Source organism: Candidatus Providencia siddallii, from assembly GCF_964026685.1.
Taxonomy (GTDB): domain Bacteria; phylum Pseudomonadota; class Gammaproteobacteria; order Enterobacterales; family Enterobacteriaceae; genus Providencia_A; species Providencia_A siddallii_A.
This window is the reverse complement of record NZ_OZ034688.1, coordinates 259,975-281,978: the sequence shown is the minus strand read 5'-3', so window position 1 is coordinate 281,978 and position 22,004 is coordinate 259,975. Positions and strand designations below refer to the sequence as shown.

Here is a 22,004-nt window from a genome sequence, read left to right as displayed (position 1 = left end):
AATTAATTAAATAATTGAACTTAAGGAGAATTTGTGATTAACAATCGTAAAATTAATATTGGAATTATTGCCGGCGAAATATCTGGTGATATTCTTGGAGCAAGATTAATTAAAAATTTTAAAAAAAAAAATCCTAATATACATTTTATTGGTATTGCAGGACCTTTAATGAAAAAAGAAGGTTGTAAAGCTTTATATGGAATTGAAATTCTATCAATTATTGGAATTATTGAAATTTTAAAATATTTACCTAAACTAATATTAATTCGTAAAAACATTATTAAACAATTTATTAAAAATAAAATAGACATTTTTATAGGTATCGATTCACCAGATTTTAATTTAAATATTGAAATGCAATTAAAATCAAAAGGAATAAAAACAATTCATTATATTAGTCCATCAATATGAGCATGGAGAAAAAAACGAATAATAAAAATAAAAAAAGCAACTGATTTAATTTTAGTATTTTTACCTTTTGAAAAAAAAATTTATGATGAATTTAATATACCATGTTGTTTTATTGGACATACAATGGCTGATAAAATACCATTAATTCCAAATAAACAAAAAACAAGATTACGATTAAATATCCCTGAAAAAGCAAAATGTTTAGCAATATTACCTGGTAGTAGGTATTCTGAAATAAAAAAGTTGAGTAATATTTTTTTAAAAACCGCAAAAATATTAAAAAAATATTTTAAAGATTTATATATTATTGTACCAACAGCGAATGAAAAATGTAGACAACAATTTGAATTAATAAAACAAAAAAATTTTCCAGATGTTTTTATTACCATTTTAAACGGACAATCTATAGATGCAATGATATCTGCAGATGTTACATTATTAGCATCTGGAACCGCATCATTAGAATGCATGTTAGCAAAATGCCCAATGGTAGTATGTTATAAAATGAATTTTTTTACTTTTTTATTTGCAAAAATATTAATAAAAACACCTTATATTTCATTACCTAATTTATTAGCAAAAAAAGAAATAATAAAAGAGTTTTTACAAAAAGAATGTCAACCAAATAAATTAAGCAATCAATTAATTCAACTATTAAATAATGAAAAATATTGTAAAATTTTAAAAAAAAATTTTTTAAAATTACATAAAACAATACGTCATAATGCAGATGAAAAAGCTGTAAATGAAATATTAAAACTAATAAAAATATAAAATTACATAAAAAAATAATTCTTAATAATACATATTATTAAATATATGGCTAATCCAAAATTTATTCATTTACGAGTACATACTGATTATTCAATAATTAATGGTTTAATAAAAATAAAAACATTAATTAAAAAAACTATTGACATGAAAATGCCTTCAATTGCAATAACTGATTTTTCTAATTTTTTTGGTTTAATTAAATTCTATAATGAATCATATAATTCAGGTATAAAACCAATTATAGGTGTCGACTTTAATGTTGAAGATAATTTTTCAAAAAACAACACTTTTCATTTAACAGCATTAGCTTCAAATAATGATGGATATAAAAATATTAATATATTAATTTCAAAAGCTTATAAAAAAGGATATAACAAAATCGGACCAACTATACATCGTGATTGGTTAATAACACATAAAAAAGGATTAATACTGCTCTCTGGTGGTCGTGAAGGAGATATTGGTCAATTTTTATTACAAAATAACTATGATTTAATAGAAAAAACTATTGATTTTTATAAAAAATATTTTCCTAATTGTTATTATTTAGAACTAATTAGAACAGGACGCCATAATGAAGAAAAATATCTAAAAAAAGCTATTAAATTAGCAATAAAAAAAAATCTACCTGTTGTTGCAACTAATGAAGTATGTTTTATTGATACAAATGATTTCGATGCACATGAAACACGTGTAGCAATATATGAAGGAACTCTTCTTAATGAACCTAAATTACTAAAAAAATATAGTAAATATCAATATTTACGTTCAGAAAATGAAATGTGTGAATTATTTAAAGATATTCCAGAAGCATTAAAAAATAGCGTAGAAATCGCAAAACGTTGCAATGTTATTATTTCTTTAGGAAAACATTTTTTACCTGTTTTTCAAACTAATAATATAAAAACAGAAAATTTTTTAATTATTCAATCTAAAAAAGGATTAGAAAATCGTCTTAAATTACTTTTTCCAAATAAAAAAAATAGAATTGAAAAACGTATTAATTATGATAAACGTTTAAAAATTGAACTAAATATTATAAATCAGATGGGTTTTTCTAGTTATTTTCTTATAGTAATGGAATTTATACAATGGGCAAAAGATAATAATATTATTGTAGGACCAGGTCGTGGTTCTGGAGCTGGATCACTTGTAGCATATGCATTAAAAATAACAGATATAGATCCATTAGAATTTAATTTAATCTTTGAAAGATTTCTTAATCTTGAACGTATTTCAATGCCAGATTTTGATATTGATTTTTGCACTGAAAAACGAGATAAAGTAATTGAACATGTTTCATTAATATATGGTAGAGATTCAGTTTCACAAATTATTACTTTTGGAAGAATGACAGCAAAAGCAGCTATTAGAGATGTAGGCCGTGTACTTGGTTACTCATATAGTTTTACAAACAAAATTTCTAAATTAATTCCTAACGATATTGGAATCACACTTAATGAAGCATTAAAAACAGAACTTCAATTAATAAAAATTTATGAAAAAGATGAAGAAGTAAAAATATTAATTAATACAGCACAAAAGTTAGAAGGTATTATACGTAATGTTAGTAAACATTCTGGTGGTGTAGTTATATCACCTACAAAAATTATTGATTTTTCTCCATTATATTATGATTCAAAAGGTTTAAATCCAGTAACTCAATTTGATAAAAACGATATTGAACATGTAGGATTAATAAAATTTGATTTTCTCGGTTTACGTACATTAACTGTTATTGATTTAACATTAAATATGATTAATTCAATTCGTATAAAAAAAAAATTAAAACCAATTAAAATAAAAGAAATTACATTAAATGATCGGAAAAGTTTCAATATATTAAAATATGCAAAAACAACTGCAATATTTCAATTAGAATCAAATGGTATAAAAGATTTAATAAAACGCATAAAGCCAGATTGTTTTGAAGATATAATTGCACTTATAGCATTATTTCGCCCTGGACCATTACAATCAGGAATGGTTGATAACTTTATAGCTCGTAAACATGGAAAAGAAAAAATATTTTATCCTGATAAAAAATGGCAACATGAATTATTAAAACCAATCTTAAAATCTACATATGGTATTATTTTATATCAAGAACAAGTTATGCAAATTGCACAAACAATAGCTGGATATACACTTGGGGAAGCTGACATTTTAAGAAGAGCAATGAGTAAAAAAAACCCAGATGAAATGGCTAAACAACGTTTTATTTTTAAAAAAGGTGCAATTAAAAAAGGAATAGATGAAAATCTATCAATGAAAATATTTGATTTAGTAGAAAAATTTGCAGGTTACGGATTTAATAAATCACATTCTACTGCATATGCATTGATATCTTATCAAACTTTATGGTTAAAAACACATTATCCAGCTGAATTTATGTCTTCAATTATGACTACAGAAATAGATAATACTGAAAAAATTATAAATCTTATAAATGAATGCTGGAGACTTAAATTAAAAATATTACCACCAGATATAAATAATGGATTATATAATTTTACTGTAAATAATAAAAATGAAATAATTTATGGTATTGGTGCAATTAAAGGAATTGGTAAAACACATGTTGAATCTATTATAAATATAAGAAAAAATGGAAAATTCAAAGGAATATTTGATTTTTGTTCTCGTGTTTATACAAAAAAAATTAATAAAAAAATTATAGAAAAATTAATTGTATCTGGAGCTTTTGATAATCTTGATAAAAATAGAATAAAATTAATAGAATCAATTGATTCTGCATTAAAATTTGCAAAACAACATAACAAAAATATTAACCAAATTAATATGTTTGAAATAAATAGTGATTTTTTTAAAAACATAAAAATTGATAATATTCTAAAATTAAATAAAAAAATAATTCTTGATAAAGAAAAAGAAGCTTTGGGTTTTTATTTAACAGAACACCCAATATCTCAATATAAAAATGAAATTAAAAATATTACAAATAGATTTAAATTAAAAGATATAGACAAAATTAGTTATAAAAAAACAATAACTGTTGTTGGTTTAATTATTTCAATAAAAACAATTTATACTAAAAACAAAAATAAATTTTGCATATGCAAAATTGACGATAATTCAGGACGATTAGATTTAATAATTTTTTCTGATTTATTAAATAAATATCAAAAAATACTTAAATATAATAATATTCTAATAGCTACAGGTAAAATAAATATTGATAAATTTAATTCTAGTTATAAAATGATAGTTAATAACTTAATAAACTTTAAAACATATAATTAATAATATATTATTTTATTTATTAAAAAATTATTTTAAAAACATACATATCAAAAATATTTAAAAATATATTAATAAAAAGTTAAATAAAAAAATCAATGCAGGAATGATATGATAGATTTTCTTGATTTTGAACAACCAATTGTTGAATTAGAAACAAAAATTAGTTCTTTAACTTTGATCAATAATCAAAACAACCAAAAAGAAATAACAAGATTACAAAAAAAATATATTGAATTAACACAAAAAATTTTTTCAAACTTAAATGCTTGGCAAATCACTAAACTTTCCAGACACCCGCAACGTCCTCATACTTTAGATTACATTTCGAATATTTTTACAAATTTTTACGAATTAGCTGGTGATCGTACATATGCAAATGATAAATCAATTATCTCTGGAATAGCACGATTAGAAGGTAGACCTATCATAATTATTGGTCATCAAAAAGGTCGTGAAATAAAAGAAAAAATCATTCGTAATTTCGGAATGCCAACACCTGAAGGATATAGAAAATCATTACGAATAATGAAACTTGCTAACAGATTTAAACTTCCTATTATTACTTTTATTGATACACCAGGTGCTTATCCAGGTATTGAAGCAGAAGAAAGAGGACAATCTGAAGCAATAGCTAAAAATTTACGTGAAATGTCTCGTTTATCTGTACCAATAATATGCACTATTATTGGTGAAGGCGGATCAGGTGGTGCTTTAGCAATAGGTATTGGTGATAAAATTAATATGTTGCAGTATAGTACTTATTCAGTTATATCTCCAGAAGGATGTGCTTCAATTTTATGGAAAACTACAGATAAAGCGCCATTAGCTGCTGAATCAATGTGTATTACTTCAACACGTTTAAAAAAATTAAAATTAATTGATAACATAATAATAGAACCATTAGGCGGGGCTCATCGTAATTATAAAGAAATATCATTATCATTAAAAAAACGTATTTTAGAAGATTTAATTGAATTAGATAATTTAAACATTAAAGATTTAAAAAAATTACGATATAAACGATTAATGGGATACGGATACTGCTAAATTCATATTTTTTATTAAAAATATCATTTTTTAAAAAAATTTTTATATATATTAATATAAAATTCTAACTAATAATATTAATTTTTAATTTATAAAAAAATATCATGTTAAAAGAACCAGAAAAAATAATTCATCAAGTATATAACAAAATTTGTTCTTTTAAAAATTTATTAGTTGGATTTAGTGGAGGGATCGATTCCACATCATTATTACATATTTTATTAAAATTAAAAAATTCAAAAAAACCCGAATTAAATATTCGTGCTATTCATATTAATCATGGATTACATAACAAAGCAAACCAATGGGAAAAGCATTGCAAAACAATTTGTATGAATTGAAAAATACCTTTTATATGTCGTCGTGTTGTTATAGATCAGAAAAACAATATTGAATCAAATGCACGTAAAGTTCGTTATCAAACTTATAAAAAAGAACTTCTATTAAACGAAATTATTGTAACAGCTCAACATCTAAACGATCAATCAGAGACATTTATATTATCTCTAAAACGTGGTAGTGGCCCTGCTGGGTTATCATCCATTCATGAAGTATTTCCCTTTGATATTCAAAATAAAACTACGTTTATTATTCGACCTCTATTAAATATTATGCGCTCTGATTTAGAAAATTATATAGAAAAAAATAATTTAAATTATATTGAAGATGACAGTAATAATAATATTCGTTTTGATAGAAATTACATTAGATTATATGTTATGCCTTTATTACATAAAAGATGGCCACATTTTTCAAAAATGGTAGCACGTAGTGCTTATTTATGTAAAGAACAAGAACTTTTAATTGACGAATTATTACAAAATAAACTAACTACATTAATGAATTATGATGGCGCAATATCAATTAAAGGTCTTTTAGAATGCTCTCCTCAAAAAAGAAATGCTTTAATACGTAGATGGATAAAACATCATAAAATACATGTTCCATCTTTAAAAAAATTAGAAATAATTTGGTTAGAGATAGCATTAGCAAAACAAAATGCTAATCCTATTTGTTATTTAGATAAAATTGAAATTAGACGATATCAAAATTTTTTATGGATAGTAAATTATATAAAAAATTTATCAAAAAAATGTTATAATTGGAATTATCCTGATACTTTTAAATTACCTGAATCTTTAGGAATATTAGAAATAATTAAATACGGAAAAATCAGACCACCTTTTTGTTATGAAAAAGTAACAGTACGTTTTGATTTTAAAAATAAAATTAAAATTTTTGATAAAATATATTCGAAAAAAATCAAAAAAATATGACAAGAATATAAAGTTGCACCATGAATGCGTAATCGAATACCTTTAATTTTTTATAACGAAACATTAATTACAGCTGTTAATTATTTTATAACATTAGAAGGAATATCAAAAAATAAAGAGATAGGTATTTCAATAAATTGAAAAGTTTTAAAATGATTGATTATTTAATATTAATTGCAAAATTCTAAAATATATATTTAATTTAAAATTTTTTCTTTTAGAAAATTAACAATATTATTAAGATCAATAAGAACTTTGTTCTTATCTGGGCGAAATTTATATTCTACTTTATTTATTTTTAAATTATTATTACCTACAATAATAATATGAGGAACACCAATTAATTCTACATCAGCAAACATAACACCTATTCGTTCATCGCGATCATCCAAAATAACATCAATACCACTTTGTTTTAACTCAATATATAATGTCTCCACAATTTTTTTAATACCAAAATGAAGATTCATATTAACAGGTAAAATTGCTACTTGAAATGGAGCAATAATATCAGGAAAAATTATTCCATGTTCATCATAACTTTGTTCAATTATAGCAGCAATAATTCTAGTTATACCAATACCATAACATCCCATTGTTATAAATTTATTAATCCCTTTTTTATCATGTACAAAAATTTTCATACTTTCAGAATATTTAGTACCTAATTGAAAAATATGAGCAATTTCAATTCCTCGTTTTATTTGTAATATGCCTTTTCCATCAGGACTTGGATCTCCTTCAGAAACGTTACGTAAATCATAAGTAGAAGGCAAATGAATATCACGAACCCAATTGACACCAATATAATATTTACCTTCTATATTTGAACCAATAATAAAATCACTCATTAAAGCAACACTATAATCAGCAATAATAGGAACAGAAATATTTATTGGACCTAAAAATTCAGGTTTTATATTTAATATTGTTTCAATTTCTTTTTTAGTTGCAAACTTTAATGGTTTTGAAATCAAAGGATGTTTTTCTAATTTTAATACATTAACATCATGATCACCACGAATTAATAATGCAATTAATGAATGAGATGATTTTTTACTTCCATGAACAATTAATGTTTTTATTATTTTTTTTATAGAAAAATTAAATTTATTTATTAAATCAGAAGTAGATTTAATATCAATAAGACACATTTTTTCTTTTGGTTTATTAGGTTTTAATGATAATTTAACAGATTCTGCAAATTCAAGATTTGCTGCAAAATTAGATTTATTAGAAAAAACTATATTATCTTCACCATTTTTTGAAAGAACTTGAAATTCATGAGAACAATTACCACCCATTGAACCTGTATCAGCTTTAACAACATAAAATTTTAACCCAATACGTGTAAAAATTCTACTATAAACATTATACATTATATTATAAGTTTTCTTTAACGACTCTTGATCAAAATGAAAAGAATACGCATCTTTCATTAAAAATTCACGTGCACGAACAACACCAAAACGAGGACGAGTTTCATCACGGAATTTTGTTTGAATTTGAAATAAAATTATTGGTAATTGTTTATAAGATGTTATAAAATTACTAATTAAATCGCTAATAACTTCTTCATGAGTAGGACCGAGTATAAAAGATCTTTTTCTTCTATCAAAAAGACGAAATAAATCAAAACCATATTGTTCTGATCTTCCACTTTTTTCCCATAATTTTATTGGTTGAACAATCGGTAAAGATAATTCAATAGCACCTATATTATTCATTTCTTCACGAATAATGTTTTTTATTTTATGTAAAACACGTAAACCAGTTGGCAACCAACTATAAATTCCTGATGAAATCTTATAAATCATTCCTGCACGTAGCATTAGTTCATAAATAATATTTTCAGAATCATTAGATGTTTTTTTTAAAGTTAAAAATAAATATTTACTAGCACGCATTATTTTTCTCATCTAAAATATATAAAAATTATTTCTATTAAATAAATATTTAATGTTTTTATTTATAAAATTTAAATTTAATATATTAAAAACTATATATTTATAAAAATATTAAAAAAAATAATAAAATAATTATTAATATATAATATCATTATAAATTAAATTTAATTAAAATTAATAAAAATATAAAAATCATATATATTAGTATATAAAAATAAATAATTTTATAATCAAAAATTATTTAAAATAAATTTTATTATTTATAATAACAAAAAAATAATATCATTATAAAAACAAATAAGTATAATAAATATATTTATTAATAAATATTAGTGGATTATTCTAACATTTTTTATAAAAAAAAGAAAATATTTTGTAAATAAATATTTAATTTTAAAAATAATTTATTCATTATTATTTTAATTATAAAATTTGATTAATAATTTTATCTAATCTAATACGACGTATTCTACGTATTATCTTTTTTATTTTTATTGGATATATATGTATATCATCTAATTCATTGTAATGATTAATTATATTAGTATAAGTACGAATACATTTTAATTCATAACATTTTTGATTATCTAATTCTTTTTTAGGATCATGGATAAGAATTGCATTTTCAAGATCTAATTTCCATGCTCTAGGATTTAAATTATTTCCTGTAATCAACTGCCAACTATCATCAACCCATATACCTTTCAAATGATAAGTATTATCATTACATTTCCATATTCGAATAATAAGTTGTTTTTTATCTATAAAAAATTGTAATTTTTTAACAAAAAAACGTAAATTCATTTCATATAAATAAGGTAAAATAGAAATTATTTTAAATTTTTTTTCTGGTAAAATATAAAAATCATTAGCTGTTTTATCGCCGACAATAATTTCGACTTTTTTACCATTGTATAACAATTTTGTAATTATTTTTACTAATATAGAAGGAAAATTAAAATATGGTGTACATATTATTATATTATTTTTAGTTGACCCAATTAAATTAATTATTAAATTATTTAAATTATTTTTTTTACCTAACCCAATAAAAGGTGTTATTGAAAGTACATTATTTGTTGCATTATTTAAGAAATTATAAGATGTATTTTTCAAATTAAAACGAAATTTTTTAATTAAAGATTTTAATTTTATAGTTTTTGGACGATTTGAAACATTAAGTAAATTAATTGCATTTGATTTTAACAAAATATTATCTATAAATTGTTTCATAATTGTTGTTAATTGAATATTTTTTATTAATAAATATCTATCATATCGATATTTATCGTACATATGCAAATAAACATTATTAATACTAGCTCCTGTATATATCAACACATCATCAAAAATAAAACCCTTTAAATGGAAAACACCTAAAGCTTCTCTTGTATTAATAGGAACACCAAAAATAGAAATGTTTATATTTGGATATAATCTTGATAATTTACAATACCATTCTGCATTTGTTAATTTTGTATTACTTCCAATATATCCTCTTTGAGCACGATGCCAATCTACAAAAATTTTTATATCTAAAAAATGATTAGCTTTTTTTGCTGCATATAATGCATGCATTATCTTTTTACCTCCATCATCTTTTTCTAAATATAATGCAGTTATATATATAATACTTTTTGCTTGAGAAATTTTTTTTAATAAAATTTTTTTAAAGTCTTTTGTACTATATAATATATTTATATCAGAAACTGATTGAAAAACTTTAGGTAAATTAATTAAATATTGCTGACATTTTATTTGTTTAAATTTTAACGATATCACAATAAAATTTTATCTCATTAAACCATATAAAATTGATTTATTTTATAAAATATTTTATTTAAATAAAAATATTTATATATAAATATTTTTATTTATTTAATATAAATAATCAATTTATTTATAAAAAAATAAATAAAATTACATTTTTAATAGAAATTAAAAATATCATCGCAATTTAAAAAAATAAATATTGATAATATAATTAAAATTATTAACAAAAAAATATTTTTACATAAATTCAAAAAATTCAAAAAAATATTTTTAAAAAATTTTTGAATTAAACATTTTTAAATGATTTTAAAAATAAAAAATAAAACTTAACAAATTTAAAATATTAAAAATAAAATATTATGATATAAAAACATAATATAATTAAAAAAATAACATTTATATTAGTATTTATTAATAATATATAATATATTATTAATATAAAATAATATATTGTTTTTTAAATCAAAAAACAATAAACGATTAAAAAAACAAAATTATATATAAATATATGATATATTATTAATAATAATACATCGAGAATAAACATATATTATAAAAAATATATTTTTTATAAAATATTAATAAAAAAATAATATTTTTATAATATACTATAATCAACAAAATAATATATTACTATTTATTTAAATATTTTTACAAAAAATAAATTTTAGTATATTAATAATATTAAAAAAAATTAAAATAACTAATAATGTTAAAACCAGAGCTATCATCACCTGCAGGTTCATTAAAAAACATGAGATATGCATTTGCTTATGGAGCAGATGCTGTTTATGCGGGTGAACCACGTTACAGTTTACGCGTGCGAAATAACGAATTTAATTATAAAAATTTATCACAAGGAATTAAAGAAGCTCATAATTTGAATAAAAAATTTTATATTGTTATAAATATAATTCCTCATAACGATAAATTAAAAACTTTTTCTAAGGATTTAATAAAAATAGTAAAATTAAAACCAGATGCATTAATTATATCAGATCCTGGGTTAATAATGATAACACGTGAATTATTTCCTGAAATAAAAATTCATTTATCTGTTCAAGCAAATACAATAAATTGGGCTTCAGTTAAATTTTGAAAACAAATAGGATTAAATAGAATTATTTTATCACGTGAATTATCTATAAATGAAATTTTTGAAATAAAAAAACTAGTTCCTGATATCGAATTAGAGGTTTTTATACACGGTTCCTTATGTATGGCATATTCAGGAAGATGTTTATTATCAAGTTATATAAACAAACGTGATTCTAATCAAGGAGCTTGTACAAATATATGCCGTTGGAAATATAACATATATGAATATAAAAAATATAGAATAAATAATATAGAAAACTCTTCAATATTTAAAAATAAAATAATAAATAAAACTTTTACTATTAATAATAATACTTCAAAAGAATATATGCTTCTATCTGAAGATGAACATGGTTCATATATAATAAATTCAAAAGATCTATGTGCTATAAAATACATAGAAAAATTAATAAAAATTGGCATAAACTCTTTTAAAATAGAAGGAAGAACAAAATCTTTTTATTATTGTGCACGTACAGCTCAAATATATCGAAAAGCAATTAATAGCGTCATAAATGGAAAACAAGTTTCTAATTTTTTAATATCTTCGATTAAAAAATTATCTAATCGTGGATATACTGAAGGTTTTTTAAATCGTCATGCAAACCATATTTCTTATCAAAACTATGATTTTAGTCATTCAATTTCTAGCAGTCAACAATTTGTCGGTGAATTCACAGGTAAATTCTTAAATAACTTTGCTGAATTAAATGTAAAAAATAAATTTAGTATAGGTGATAGTTTAGAAATAATGACGATTTCAAAAAATATTGTATTTATATTAAAGACTTTAAAAAATTATAAAAATGAAATAATTAATATAGCACCTGGAGATGGACATGTTGTATATTTAAAAATTCCAAAAAATACAGATATAAAATTTGCTTTATTAATTCGAAATATAAAAAAATAATATAAAATTAAAATTTTTTATAATGATAAAAATAATTTATAATTTTATCAAAACTTAATATTTTTTATAAAAATGATTTAAAGGTCCTATGCCTTTTCCTATATTTAACATATCAGCGTACTTTAATGTATTTTGTAAATAAGATTTTGCTTTTAAAATACTATCATACCAAGAATTAGAACTAGGACGAAATGATGCAATAGATGAAGATAAAGTACAGCCAGTACCATGAGTATTTTTAGTATTAATACGTTGTGAACTAAATCTAAATTCTTTACTATTAGTGATAAACCAATCTGGGCTTTCTAAACTACTTAAATGTCCACCTTTTATCAAAACAGCTTTACAACCTTTTTTTAATAAACGTTTACCTTGATCTATCATTTGATCTTCTGTTTTTGCTATTGGTTCATCTAATAGTATTGAAGCTTCTAATAGATTTGGTGTTATCAATGATACAATAGGTAATAGTTCATTACATAAATCATTAATAGCATTATTTTGCAATAAAAAACTACCATTTTTTGCAAGTATAACTGTATCAAGTACTGTATAAGAAACTTTATATTTTTTTAAAAAATCCGAAACAATAAAAATATTATCACAATTCGATAACATACCAATTTTAATTGTATCAATACGTAAATCAGTAAAAATTGAATTAAGTTGAGAAATTACAAAATTACATGGTAAATCATATATTGATTGAACTCCTAACGTATTTTGAGCAACCAATGATGTTATAACAGTAACTCCATAAACACCCAATGCAGAAAATGTTTTTAAATCTGCTTGTATACCAGAACCGCATATAGGATCAGATCCAGCTATTGTTAGCGCATTAATTTTCACTTAAATGCCTTTAATAATTAAAAAAATAGCAAATAAAATTTTTAATATTTATTACTTTTTACTTATATTTTATACAAGCAATAATGCTATAATATATTTTAGATAAAATTTGTTATTTTTTAAAAAAATTATATACAAACTTTTTATATAAAAATAAATTAATTTTACTATAAAATACTATGAAAAAATCCAAATTTATTTATAAAAAATATTTGTGCATTATATAAAAAATAAAAAAAGTCACAATAATTTTTAATTTTTTGCAACTTTTATAAAAATCATGTTTTATGATATTACTAAATATAAATATTACATTTTATTTAAAATATATTTTTTAAAAAAATTTTTTATATCTTAAATAATTATATTTAAAATATTAAACTTCAAATTTTAACATCTAATTTCAAATATTGTTAATAAAATATATTTTTAATATTAAAAAAAACAAAAAACAATTTCTTAAAATAAATGCTATATTAAATTTTAATATTAAATTAATATAATAAATATATTACTATATTAATCATAATTAAATAAGTAATAAAATTAATATAAAAAGCATAATATAAAATCCTCATTAATTATTTTAAATATTACTATGATCAGTAAAAATACTTACTTTTAAGTAGTAACACATATTTTAAAATATGTAAACATAAATTTTATTTTTTTTTAAAAAAATATACAAAAATATTTTATAAGAAAAATTATTATTAAAAAATATAAAATCATTAAATATAAACTTAAATATATAAAAATTTTTAATATTATTAATAATAAAGTAATTTTTAATTACTGCATTAATTTTTACAATTGTAAAAATTAATATAATATTAATTAAACAAATTAAATACTATCTTTTAATTTATATTTTATAACTATTCCCACTCAATTGTACTAGGAGGTTTTCCACTAATATCATAAACTACACGAGAAATTCCAGTTACTTCATTAATAATTCTATTTGAAACTTTATTTAATAAATTATATGGTAATTGATACCAATGAGCCGTCATAAAATCAATAGTTTTAACGGCACGTAAAGAAATAACCCAATCATATTTACGAGTATCACCCATAACAGCAACTGAACAAATTGGTAAAAAAACAGCAAAAGCTTGACTTACTTTATTATATAAATTTGATTTATATAATTCTTCAATAAAAATTGAATCAGCTCTACGTAAAATATCACAATATTCTTTTTTTATTTCACCTAATATTCTAATTCCTAAACCTGGTCCTGGGAACGGATGTTTATATAATACATTATTAGATAAACCTAATTTTATAGCAATTTTATATACCTCATCTTTAAAAAGAGTTTTTAATGGTTCAATCAAACTTAATTTTATTTTTTTTGGTAAACCACCAACATTATGATGAGATTTTATTGTATGAGTTTTTTTAATAGAAGAAAACCCAGATTCAATAACATCAGAATAAATAGTACCTTGTGCTAACCATTTAATATTAGGATACTTAATTGATTCTTCATTAAATATTTCAATAAAAATATTACCAATTTTTTTTCGTTTTTCTTCAGGATCTGTAATACCAATTAATGCATTTAAAAAACGATCTTCTGCTTGAATTTTAATAATATTCAACCCGAATTTTTTTGAAAAAAAATCTATTGTTTCTTTTGCTTCATTTAAACGAAGTAAACCATTATCTACAAAAACACAAAACAATTTATCACCAATTGCATGATGTAATAATAACGCAGTAACAGAAGAATCAATACCACCTGAAAATGCCAATAAAACATAATCATTTTTTATTTTATTTCTTAAATCATTAATTATATCATCAACAATTGTTGTTGTTGTCCAACATAAATTACACTTACAAATTTTTTTAACAAAACGAGCTAAAATATTAACACCTTTAGAAGTATGAGTTACTTCAGGATGAAATTGCACACCATAAAATTTTTTTTTATCATTAGCAATAACAGCATATAAACAATTTGTTGTACTAGCAACTTTTTTAAAATCAATAGGTAATTTTATTATTTTATCCCCATGACTCATCCATACATCCAAAATATAATTTCCATTTTTATTTATTCCATCTGAAATGTTATCAAATAATTCACAATTTTCAATAATTTCTACATTAGCATAACCAAATTCACGCTTATTTGAAATTTCTACGACTCCACCTAATTGAACCGCCATAATTTGCATTCCATAACATATCCCCAATATTGGTATTCCAATATTAAAAATATAATTAGAAACTCTTGAACTATTTAATTCAGTTACACTTTCTGGTCCACCAGAAAGAATAATACCATTTGGTGAAAAATCATTAATTTCTTTTTCTGTAATATTCCATTTTAAAGATTCACAATAAACACCAATTTCTCTAATACGACGAACTATTATTTGAGTATATTGTGAACCAAAATCAAGAATAAGTATACGGCTTGCATAAATATTTTTTGTCATAAATTTATATTTGCATATTTTAATTTAAATGATAATTTGGAGGTTCTTTTACAATAGTAATATCATGAACATGACTTTCTTTTATACTAGCATTACTTATTTTTATAAATTCAGCTTTAGTCCTTAATTCTTCAATAGTACTACAACCTGTAAGTCCCATACAAGACCGTAAACCACCCATTTGTTGATAAACTATTTCTTTTAAAAAACCTTTATAAGCAACACGACCTTCTATACCTTCTGGAACTAACTTATCTATCGAATTGTTATTTTGAAAATAACGTTCAGAAGAACCATTAGACATAGCACCTAATGAACCCATACCACGATACTCTTTATAAGCTCGACCTTTTAATAATATAGTTTCTCCTGGAGATTCTTCAGCTCCTGCAAACATAGAGCCAACCATAACACAATTAGCTCCTGCAACTATAGCTTTAGAAATATCTCCTGAAAAACGAATACCTCCATCAGCTATAACTGGAATTCCAGTATCATTAAGAGCATCAGAAACATCTGAAATAGCAGTAATTTGCGGAACACCAACACCAGTTACTATACGAGTTGTACAAATTGAACCAGGTCCAATGCCGACTTTTACAGCATTTACACCAGAATCAATTAAAGCTTTTGCTCCTTCAGCGGTTACTATGTTTCCACCAATTATAGATAATTTTGGGTATTTTTTTCGAATTTTTCTAATACATTTTAATACATTATTAGAATGACCATGAGAGGAATCAATAAGTAATACATCTACACCAACTGAAATTAAAGCATCAGCACGTCTTTCGCTTTCTTCTCCTACACCAATAGCAGCTCCAACCCTTAAACGACCTTGCGAATCTTTACATGCATTTGGTTTTTGTTCTGCTTTTTGAAAATCTTTTATAGTAATCATACCTAACAAACGAAAATTATCATTAATAACCAAAGCTTTTTCAACACGTTTTTCATGCATTTTTTGTAGAACAACTTCACGAGCTTCTCCTTCTTTTACTGTTAATAATAATTCTTTTGGTGTCATAACTGAAGCAACTGATTGATCAAGATCTGTTACAAAACGTATATCACGACTAGTAATAATACCAATTAATAAATTTTCTTTTGAAACAACAGGATAACCTGCAAAACCATTACGATTAATCAATTCTTTTACATTACGTATCGTTGTATCAACACTGACTGTTACAGGATTTATTACTATTCCACTTTCGTATTTTTTGACACGACGAACTTCTTCAACTTGATGTTTAATAGACATATTTTTATGTATAAAACCAATTCCACCTTCTTGAGCTAAAGCAATAGCAAGATTAGATTCTGTAACAGTATCCATAGCAGCAGAAATTATAGGAATATTTATACAAATTGTTTCAGTTAATTTAGTTGACAATTTAACTGAATTTGGTAATACTGTTGAATATGCTGGAACAATTAACACATCATCAAATGTTAAAGCATCTTTTTTTATTCGTAACATAATTAATATTTTTCATTAAATATATTAAATAAAATAACAAATTTAAATATTTTATATTATATATATAATAACATATTATTTCTAGCATTTTTTTAACTTACAAATTAATTTAACACTTCTAATTTAAATTACTAATTATGTCAATTAAACAAAACAACATTATTTATTCTGTTAGCAATATTAATAAAAATGCTAGAAAATTACTTGAAAATCAAATTGGACAAATTTGGCTTACAGCTGAAGTTTCTAATTTTTCTCAACCAAGTTCTGGTCATTGGTATTTAACATTAAAAGATGATCGTTCTCAAATACGAGCGGCAATGTTTCGTAATCAAAATTTAAAACTTCAATTTCGTCCTCAAAATGGAAGTCAAATATTAGTTAAAGCTATTCTTACAATATATGAACCACGTGGTGATTATCAATTAATTATTGAATATATGAAACCTTCAGGTGAAGGATTATTACAACAAAAATTTGAACAATTAAAACAAACTCTTATGTTAGAAGGACTTTTTGAAATTATACATAAAAAACACTTACCTACACCAACAAATAGTATCGGGATAATAACTTCACCAACAGGTGCTGCTATACAAGATATTTTAAAAATTTTACAAAGACGTGATCCATCTTTACCTATTATAATTTATCCAACTCAGGTACAAGGAGATAATGCAGCTAATCAAATTTCTCATATGATAGAAATTGCGAATTTAAGAAAAGAATGTGATGTGATTATAATTGGTAGAGGTGGTGGTACATTAGAAGATTTATGGGCATTTAACGAAGAGATTGTGGCGAGAGCTATTTTCAATAGTAAAATACCAATTATAAGCGCTGTTGGACATGAAACTGACGTAACAATTTCAGACTATGTAGCTGATATACGTGCTCCAACTCCGTCAGCTGCTGCAGAATTAGTAAGTCGTGATCAATCTGAAATGATACGTCAACTTAAATCATCTAAACAACATATTGAAATAGCTATGGATTACTATTTATCAAATAAACAACGTATATTTGCTTTTTTTTATCATCGTTTAAAACAACAACATCCAGAATTAAACTTAATAAAACAAAAAAATAAATTAAATTTATTAAAACAAAAATTAATTCAAATCATAATAAAACTATTACAACTTATTATTTTAAATTTTAAAAAAAATGAATATAATCTATTACAAAATAATTTACAAACTAAAATACAAAAACACCAACAAAATTTAATATCAACTAAATATCATATACAAAATTTAATAATTACTTTTTTAAATGATTATAATAAAAGATTTATTTCAATATATTCTAAATTAGAAACAGTAAGTCCATTATTAACTATTTCAAGAGGTTTCAGTATATCTCAAACTTTAGATGGTACAATTTTAAAAAAAATAAAACAAGTAAAATTAGGAATGACATTATTAACAAGACTTAGTGATGGTTGGGTCGAAAGCAAAATTTTTCGTATAAAAAACAAAATTTAAAATTAATCATTGCTTTATATTTAAATTTTAACAAAAAAATAATTATTTTTTTTAAAAAATTACATCTTAAAAAAACTATTTTATATTTAAAACTTAATTAAATACATGACTTAAATAATTTTATATAAAAAACTAAAAAAAACAAATTTTTATATTGTTTAAAAAAATTTTTTTATATATTAATAAAATTATCTTTATAAAATTCATTAATACTACTTTATCTTAAAAATCTTCTTTATAAAAATTATGTTTATTTTATAAATTTTTTAAAAAAAAAAAAAAAAAAAAAAAAAAAAATAAAAACAATATTTTTTTATAAAAAATATCTCAAATAAATATTATATGATATAATTATTTATATATTTTTTAATATTAACTAATTAATAAATATTTTTTTAAAACAAAATAAATATTTGTAACAATATATTTAATACTATCTTATTTTATTGATTTTATGAAAAATTCGTTTTAAATAAAAATTGATTTAATTTGATTTTATAAGAATAAAAATCATTAATAGGACGTGTTGACACTCCAGAGTTTATAGCCGCTTTAGCAACAGCTGGTGAAATCTTTAAAATCAATCGCGGATCAAATGGTTTAGGAATTAAATAATTAGGTCCAAAAACTAAATTTTTATCTCCATAAATTGAAGCAACTTTTTCATTTTTTTTAGATAATGCTAAATCTGCAATAGCATATACACATGCTAATTTCATTTCTTCATTAATAATTGTAGCACCAACATCAAGTGCGCCTCGAAAAATATATGGAAAACACAAAACATTATTTACTTGATTAGGATAATCTGAACGACCTGTACAAATAATAGCATCTGGTCTTACTTTTTTAACTAAAAATGGTAAAATTTCTGGTTCTGGGTTTGCTAAAGCTAATATTAAAGGATTATTAGCCATAGTTTTAACCATTGTTTCAGTTAATATATTAGGAACAGAGCAACCTAAAAAAATATTTGCATTAGGAATAACATCAGATAAACTACGCATACCATTATCATTAATTGCATAATTTTTTTTAGTAATATCCATATCTTTATCTCTATTTTTATATATAACTCCTTTTGAATCGCAAACAATAATGTTTTTATGTTTTAATCCTAATTTAACAAGTAAATTAATACAAGCAATAGATGCAGCGCCAGCTCCAGAAACTACCAATCGTACTTCAGTTATTTTTATTTTTACAATACGTAACCAATTAATTACAGCTGCAGCACAAACAATCGCTGTTCCATGTTGATCATCGTGAAATACAGGTATCTTCATTCGTTCACAAAGTTTTTTTTCTATATAAAAACATTCAGGAGCTTTTATATCTTCAAGATTTATACCTCCAAAAGTAGGTTCTAAAGATACGATGATATCAATTAATTTATCTGGATTTGATTCATTAATTTCAATATCAAAAACATCAATATTAGAAAATTTTTTAAAAAGTACCGATTTTCCTTCCATAACAGGTTTTCCAGCTAAAGGTCCAATATTACCTAATCCAAGAATAGCTGTACCATTAGAAATCACACCAATAAGATTTCCTTTTGAAGTATAATTATATACTTTTAATGGATTTTTTACGATCTCAAGGCAAGGAATTGCTACCCCTGGAGAATATGCTAATGATAAATCATTTTGTGTTTTTAATTGTTTAGAAAATGTTACATTTATTTTTCCAGGATAAGGAAATTCATGATAATAGAGTGCATTCCGTCTAAAACTTTTATCCATTATTTAATCCTTTCAAATTTTAAAATACATATTTTAACTATCATAGAATTTAATGTTTTATAGATATTAAACATAATATACACTATAAATAGTATAAAATATTTTATTTTTAAAATTACTTTATTAATTTTATTTTATACTAAATATAAAAAATAAAAAAATACTATATACTACATATAATTATAAATATAATAATACTATTTTATGTTTATAAAATATAATATTCAATAAAATTAAATTTTATTTATTTTGTTAAAAATTAAAAAACTATACAATATAGTATTTAATTGTTATTAAAAAAAATATTTTTATCAATTTTTTATAAATATTCAAAGATTTATTAAAATTACTAATAATAAAAAACAAATGTGTTGTCCAATTATTCAATTAACAAAAGAACTTATTTCACAAGAATCAATAAGTCCAAACGATAAAAATTGCCAAAAAATATTAATAAAACGTTTAAAAAAAATTGGTTTTATTATAAAAAATATATCACAAAATAAAACATCAAATTTTTGGGCTATCCATGGACAAAAAGGAAAAACATTAGCTTTTGCAGGGCATACTGATGTAGTTCCAGCTGGAAAAATTAAAAATTGGAAAACGCCACCATTTACACCTATAATTATTAACGAATATTTATATGGACGAGGATCAACAGATATGAAAGGTTCTATTGCAGCAATGATAATTGCTGTAGAACGTTTTATAAAAAAAAAACCTAAACATCATGGACGATTAGCATTTATTATAACTTCAGATGAAGAAGGAAAAGCAACAAATGGGACTATAAAAATAATTGAAAATTTATTAAACAACAAAGAAAAAATAAACTATTGTATTATTGGTGAACCGTCTAGCAAAAATAAATTAGGTGATACAATTAAAAATGGACGACGCGGGTCTATTACAGCAAAACTTACTATTTTTGGCATACAAGGTCATGTAGCTTATCCTGATCTTGCAAAAAATCCAATCCATAATTCAATTAATTTTTTACAAAAATTAATTACAACTGTTTGGGATAATGGAAATAATTATTTTCAAGCAACAAACATGCAAATTACAAATATTTATTCTAATAGTATAGCTGATAATGTAATTCCAGGAGAATTATTCATACAATTCAATTTTCGATTTAATACACAATTAAATGATGTTATCATACGTAAAACAATAACTAAAATGTTATCTATTTATAACTTTAATTATAAAATTGAATGGGTTTTATCAGGAAAACCTTTCTTATCAAAAAAAAGTAAATTAATTACAACTGCAATACAATCTGTACAAGAATTAACCGGAATAACACCAAACCTATCAACTGATGGAGGAACATCAGACGGGAGATTTATATCAAAATTATGTAATAATATAATTGAATTAGGACCAATAAATTCAACTATTCACGCTATAAACGAATGTATAAATATTAAAGATTTAAAAAAATTATCACTTATATATGAAAGAATTATAGAATTACTTTTGATATAATATAAATATAAAATATTAAT

11 protein-coding genes and 2 pseudogenes are annotated in these 22,004 nt (G+C 22.3%); 7 read left to right on the top strand and 6 right to left on the bottom strand.

The window, feature by feature from the left end; genetic code table 4:
- The first annotated feature begins 33 nt into the window (after nucleotides 1-33).
- The 4 genes and pseudogenes from lpxB to tilS all read left to right on the top strand — a co-directional run bounded on the left by lpxB (nucleotide 34) and on the right by tilS (nucleotide 6,941).
- Nucleotides 34-1,185 (top strand): lipid-A-disaccharide synthase, encoded by a 1,152-nt coding sequence (gene lpxB, locus AAGD61_RS01215; RefSeq protein ID WP_341765214.1) that lies wholly within the window; start codon nucleotides 34-36, stop codon nucleotides 1,183-1,185.
- 45 nt (nucleotides 1,186-1,230) lie between these two features.
- Nucleotides 1,231-4,431, top strand: a pseudogene (dnaE, locus tag AAGD61_RS01210) (DNA polymerase III subunit alpha); the annotation flags it as partial.
- A gap of 126 nt (nucleotides 4,432-4,557) precedes the next feature.
- Complete coding sequence (gene accA / locus AAGD61_RS01205) at nucleotides 4,558-5,496, top strand: acetyl-CoA carboxylase carboxyl transferase subunit alpha (protein ID WP_341765213.1); 939 nt, start codon at nucleotides 4,558-4,560, stop codon at nucleotides 5,494-5,496.
- Between the two features lie 104 nt (nucleotides 5,497-5,600).
- Nucleotides 5,601-6,941 (top strand): tRNA lysidine(34) synthetase TilS, encoded by a 1,341-nt coding sequence (gene tilS, locus AAGD61_RS01200; RefSeq protein WP_341765212.1) that lies wholly within the window; start codon nucleotides 5,601-5,603, stop codon nucleotides 6,939-6,941.
- 29 nt (nucleotides 6,942-6,970) lie between these two features.
- Here the strand turns inward: tilS and AAGD61_RS01195 are convergent, their stop codons facing one another.
- Entirely contained in the window at nucleotides 6,971-8,680 is a 1,710-nt protein-coding gene (locus tag AAGD61_RS01195; RefSeq protein ID WP_341765211.1) for a proline--tRNA ligase, read from the bottom strand.
- Nucleotides 8,681-9,103: 423 nt separating this feature from the next.
- A complete protein-coding gene (gene pssA, locus AAGD61_RS01190; protein WP_341765292.1) occupies nucleotides 9,104-10,459 on the bottom strand; it encodes a CDP-diacylglycerol--serine O-phosphatidyltransferase in 1,356 nt (451 codons plus the stop codon).
- Between the two features lie 703 nt (nucleotides 10,460-11,162).
- Here pssA and yegQ point away from each other — a divergent pair.
- Nucleotides 11,163-12,464, top strand: a complete 1,302-nt coding sequence (gene yegQ, locus AAGD61_RS01185; RefSeq protein ID WP_341765210.1) for a tRNA 5-hydroxyuridine modification protein YegQ — start codon at nucleotides 11,163-11,165, stop codon at nucleotides 12,462-12,464.
- A gap of 54 nt (nucleotides 12,465-12,518) precedes the next feature.
- On the opposite strand, the gene thiD is transcribed toward yegQ, so the two are convergent.
- From thiD to guaB, 3 genes are all read right to left on the bottom strand, one after another.
- Entirely contained in the window at nucleotides 12,519-13,316 is a 798-nt protein-coding gene (gene thiD / locus AAGD61_RS01180) for a bifunctional hydroxymethylpyrimidine kinase/phosphomethylpyrimidine kinase (RefSeq protein ID WP_341765209.1), read from the bottom strand.
- 878 nt (nucleotides 13,317-14,194) lie between these two features.
- Nucleotides 14,195-15,772: a glutamine-hydrolyzing GMP synthase gene (gene guaA / locus AAGD61_RS01175; RefSeq protein WP_341765208.1), complete on the bottom strand. Its 1,578-nt coding sequence runs from the start codon at nucleotides 15,770-15,772 to the stop codon at nucleotides 14,195-14,197.
- 19 nt (nucleotides 15,773-15,791) lie between these two features.
- Nucleotides 15,792-17,255, bottom strand: coding sequence for an IMP dehydrogenase (gene guaB / locus AAGD61_RS01170; RefSeq protein ID WP_341765207.1), 1,464 nt, complete (start codon nucleotides 17,253-17,255; stop codon nucleotides 15,792-15,794).
- 137 nt (nucleotides 17,256-17,392) lie between these two features.
- Here guaB and xseA point away from each other — a divergent pair, with 137 nt between their 5' ends.
- On the top strand, nucleotides 17,393-18,742 hold the full coding sequence (xseA, locus tag AAGD61_RS01165; RefSeq protein WP_341765206.1) for an exodeoxyribonuclease VII large subunit: 1,350 nt from the start codon (nucleotides 17,393-17,395) through the stop codon (nucleotides 18,740-18,742).
- Nucleotides 18,743-19,203: 461 nt separating this feature from the next.
- Here xseA and AAGD61_RS01160 read toward each other — a convergent pair.
- A pseudogene (locus AAGD61_RS01160) lies at nucleotides 19,204-20,487 on the bottom strand (malic enzyme-like NAD(P)-binding protein); the annotation flags it as partial.
- Nucleotides 20,488-20,853: 366 nt separating this feature from the next.
- Here AAGD61_RS01160 and dapE point away from each other — a divergent pair.
- Entirely contained in the window at nucleotides 20,854-21,984 is a 1,131-nt protein-coding gene (gene dapE / locus AAGD61_RS01155; RefSeq protein ID WP_341765205.1) for a succinyl-diaminopimelate desuccinylase, read from the top strand.
- The last annotated feature ends 20 nt before the right edge of the window (nucleotides 21,985-22,004 follow it).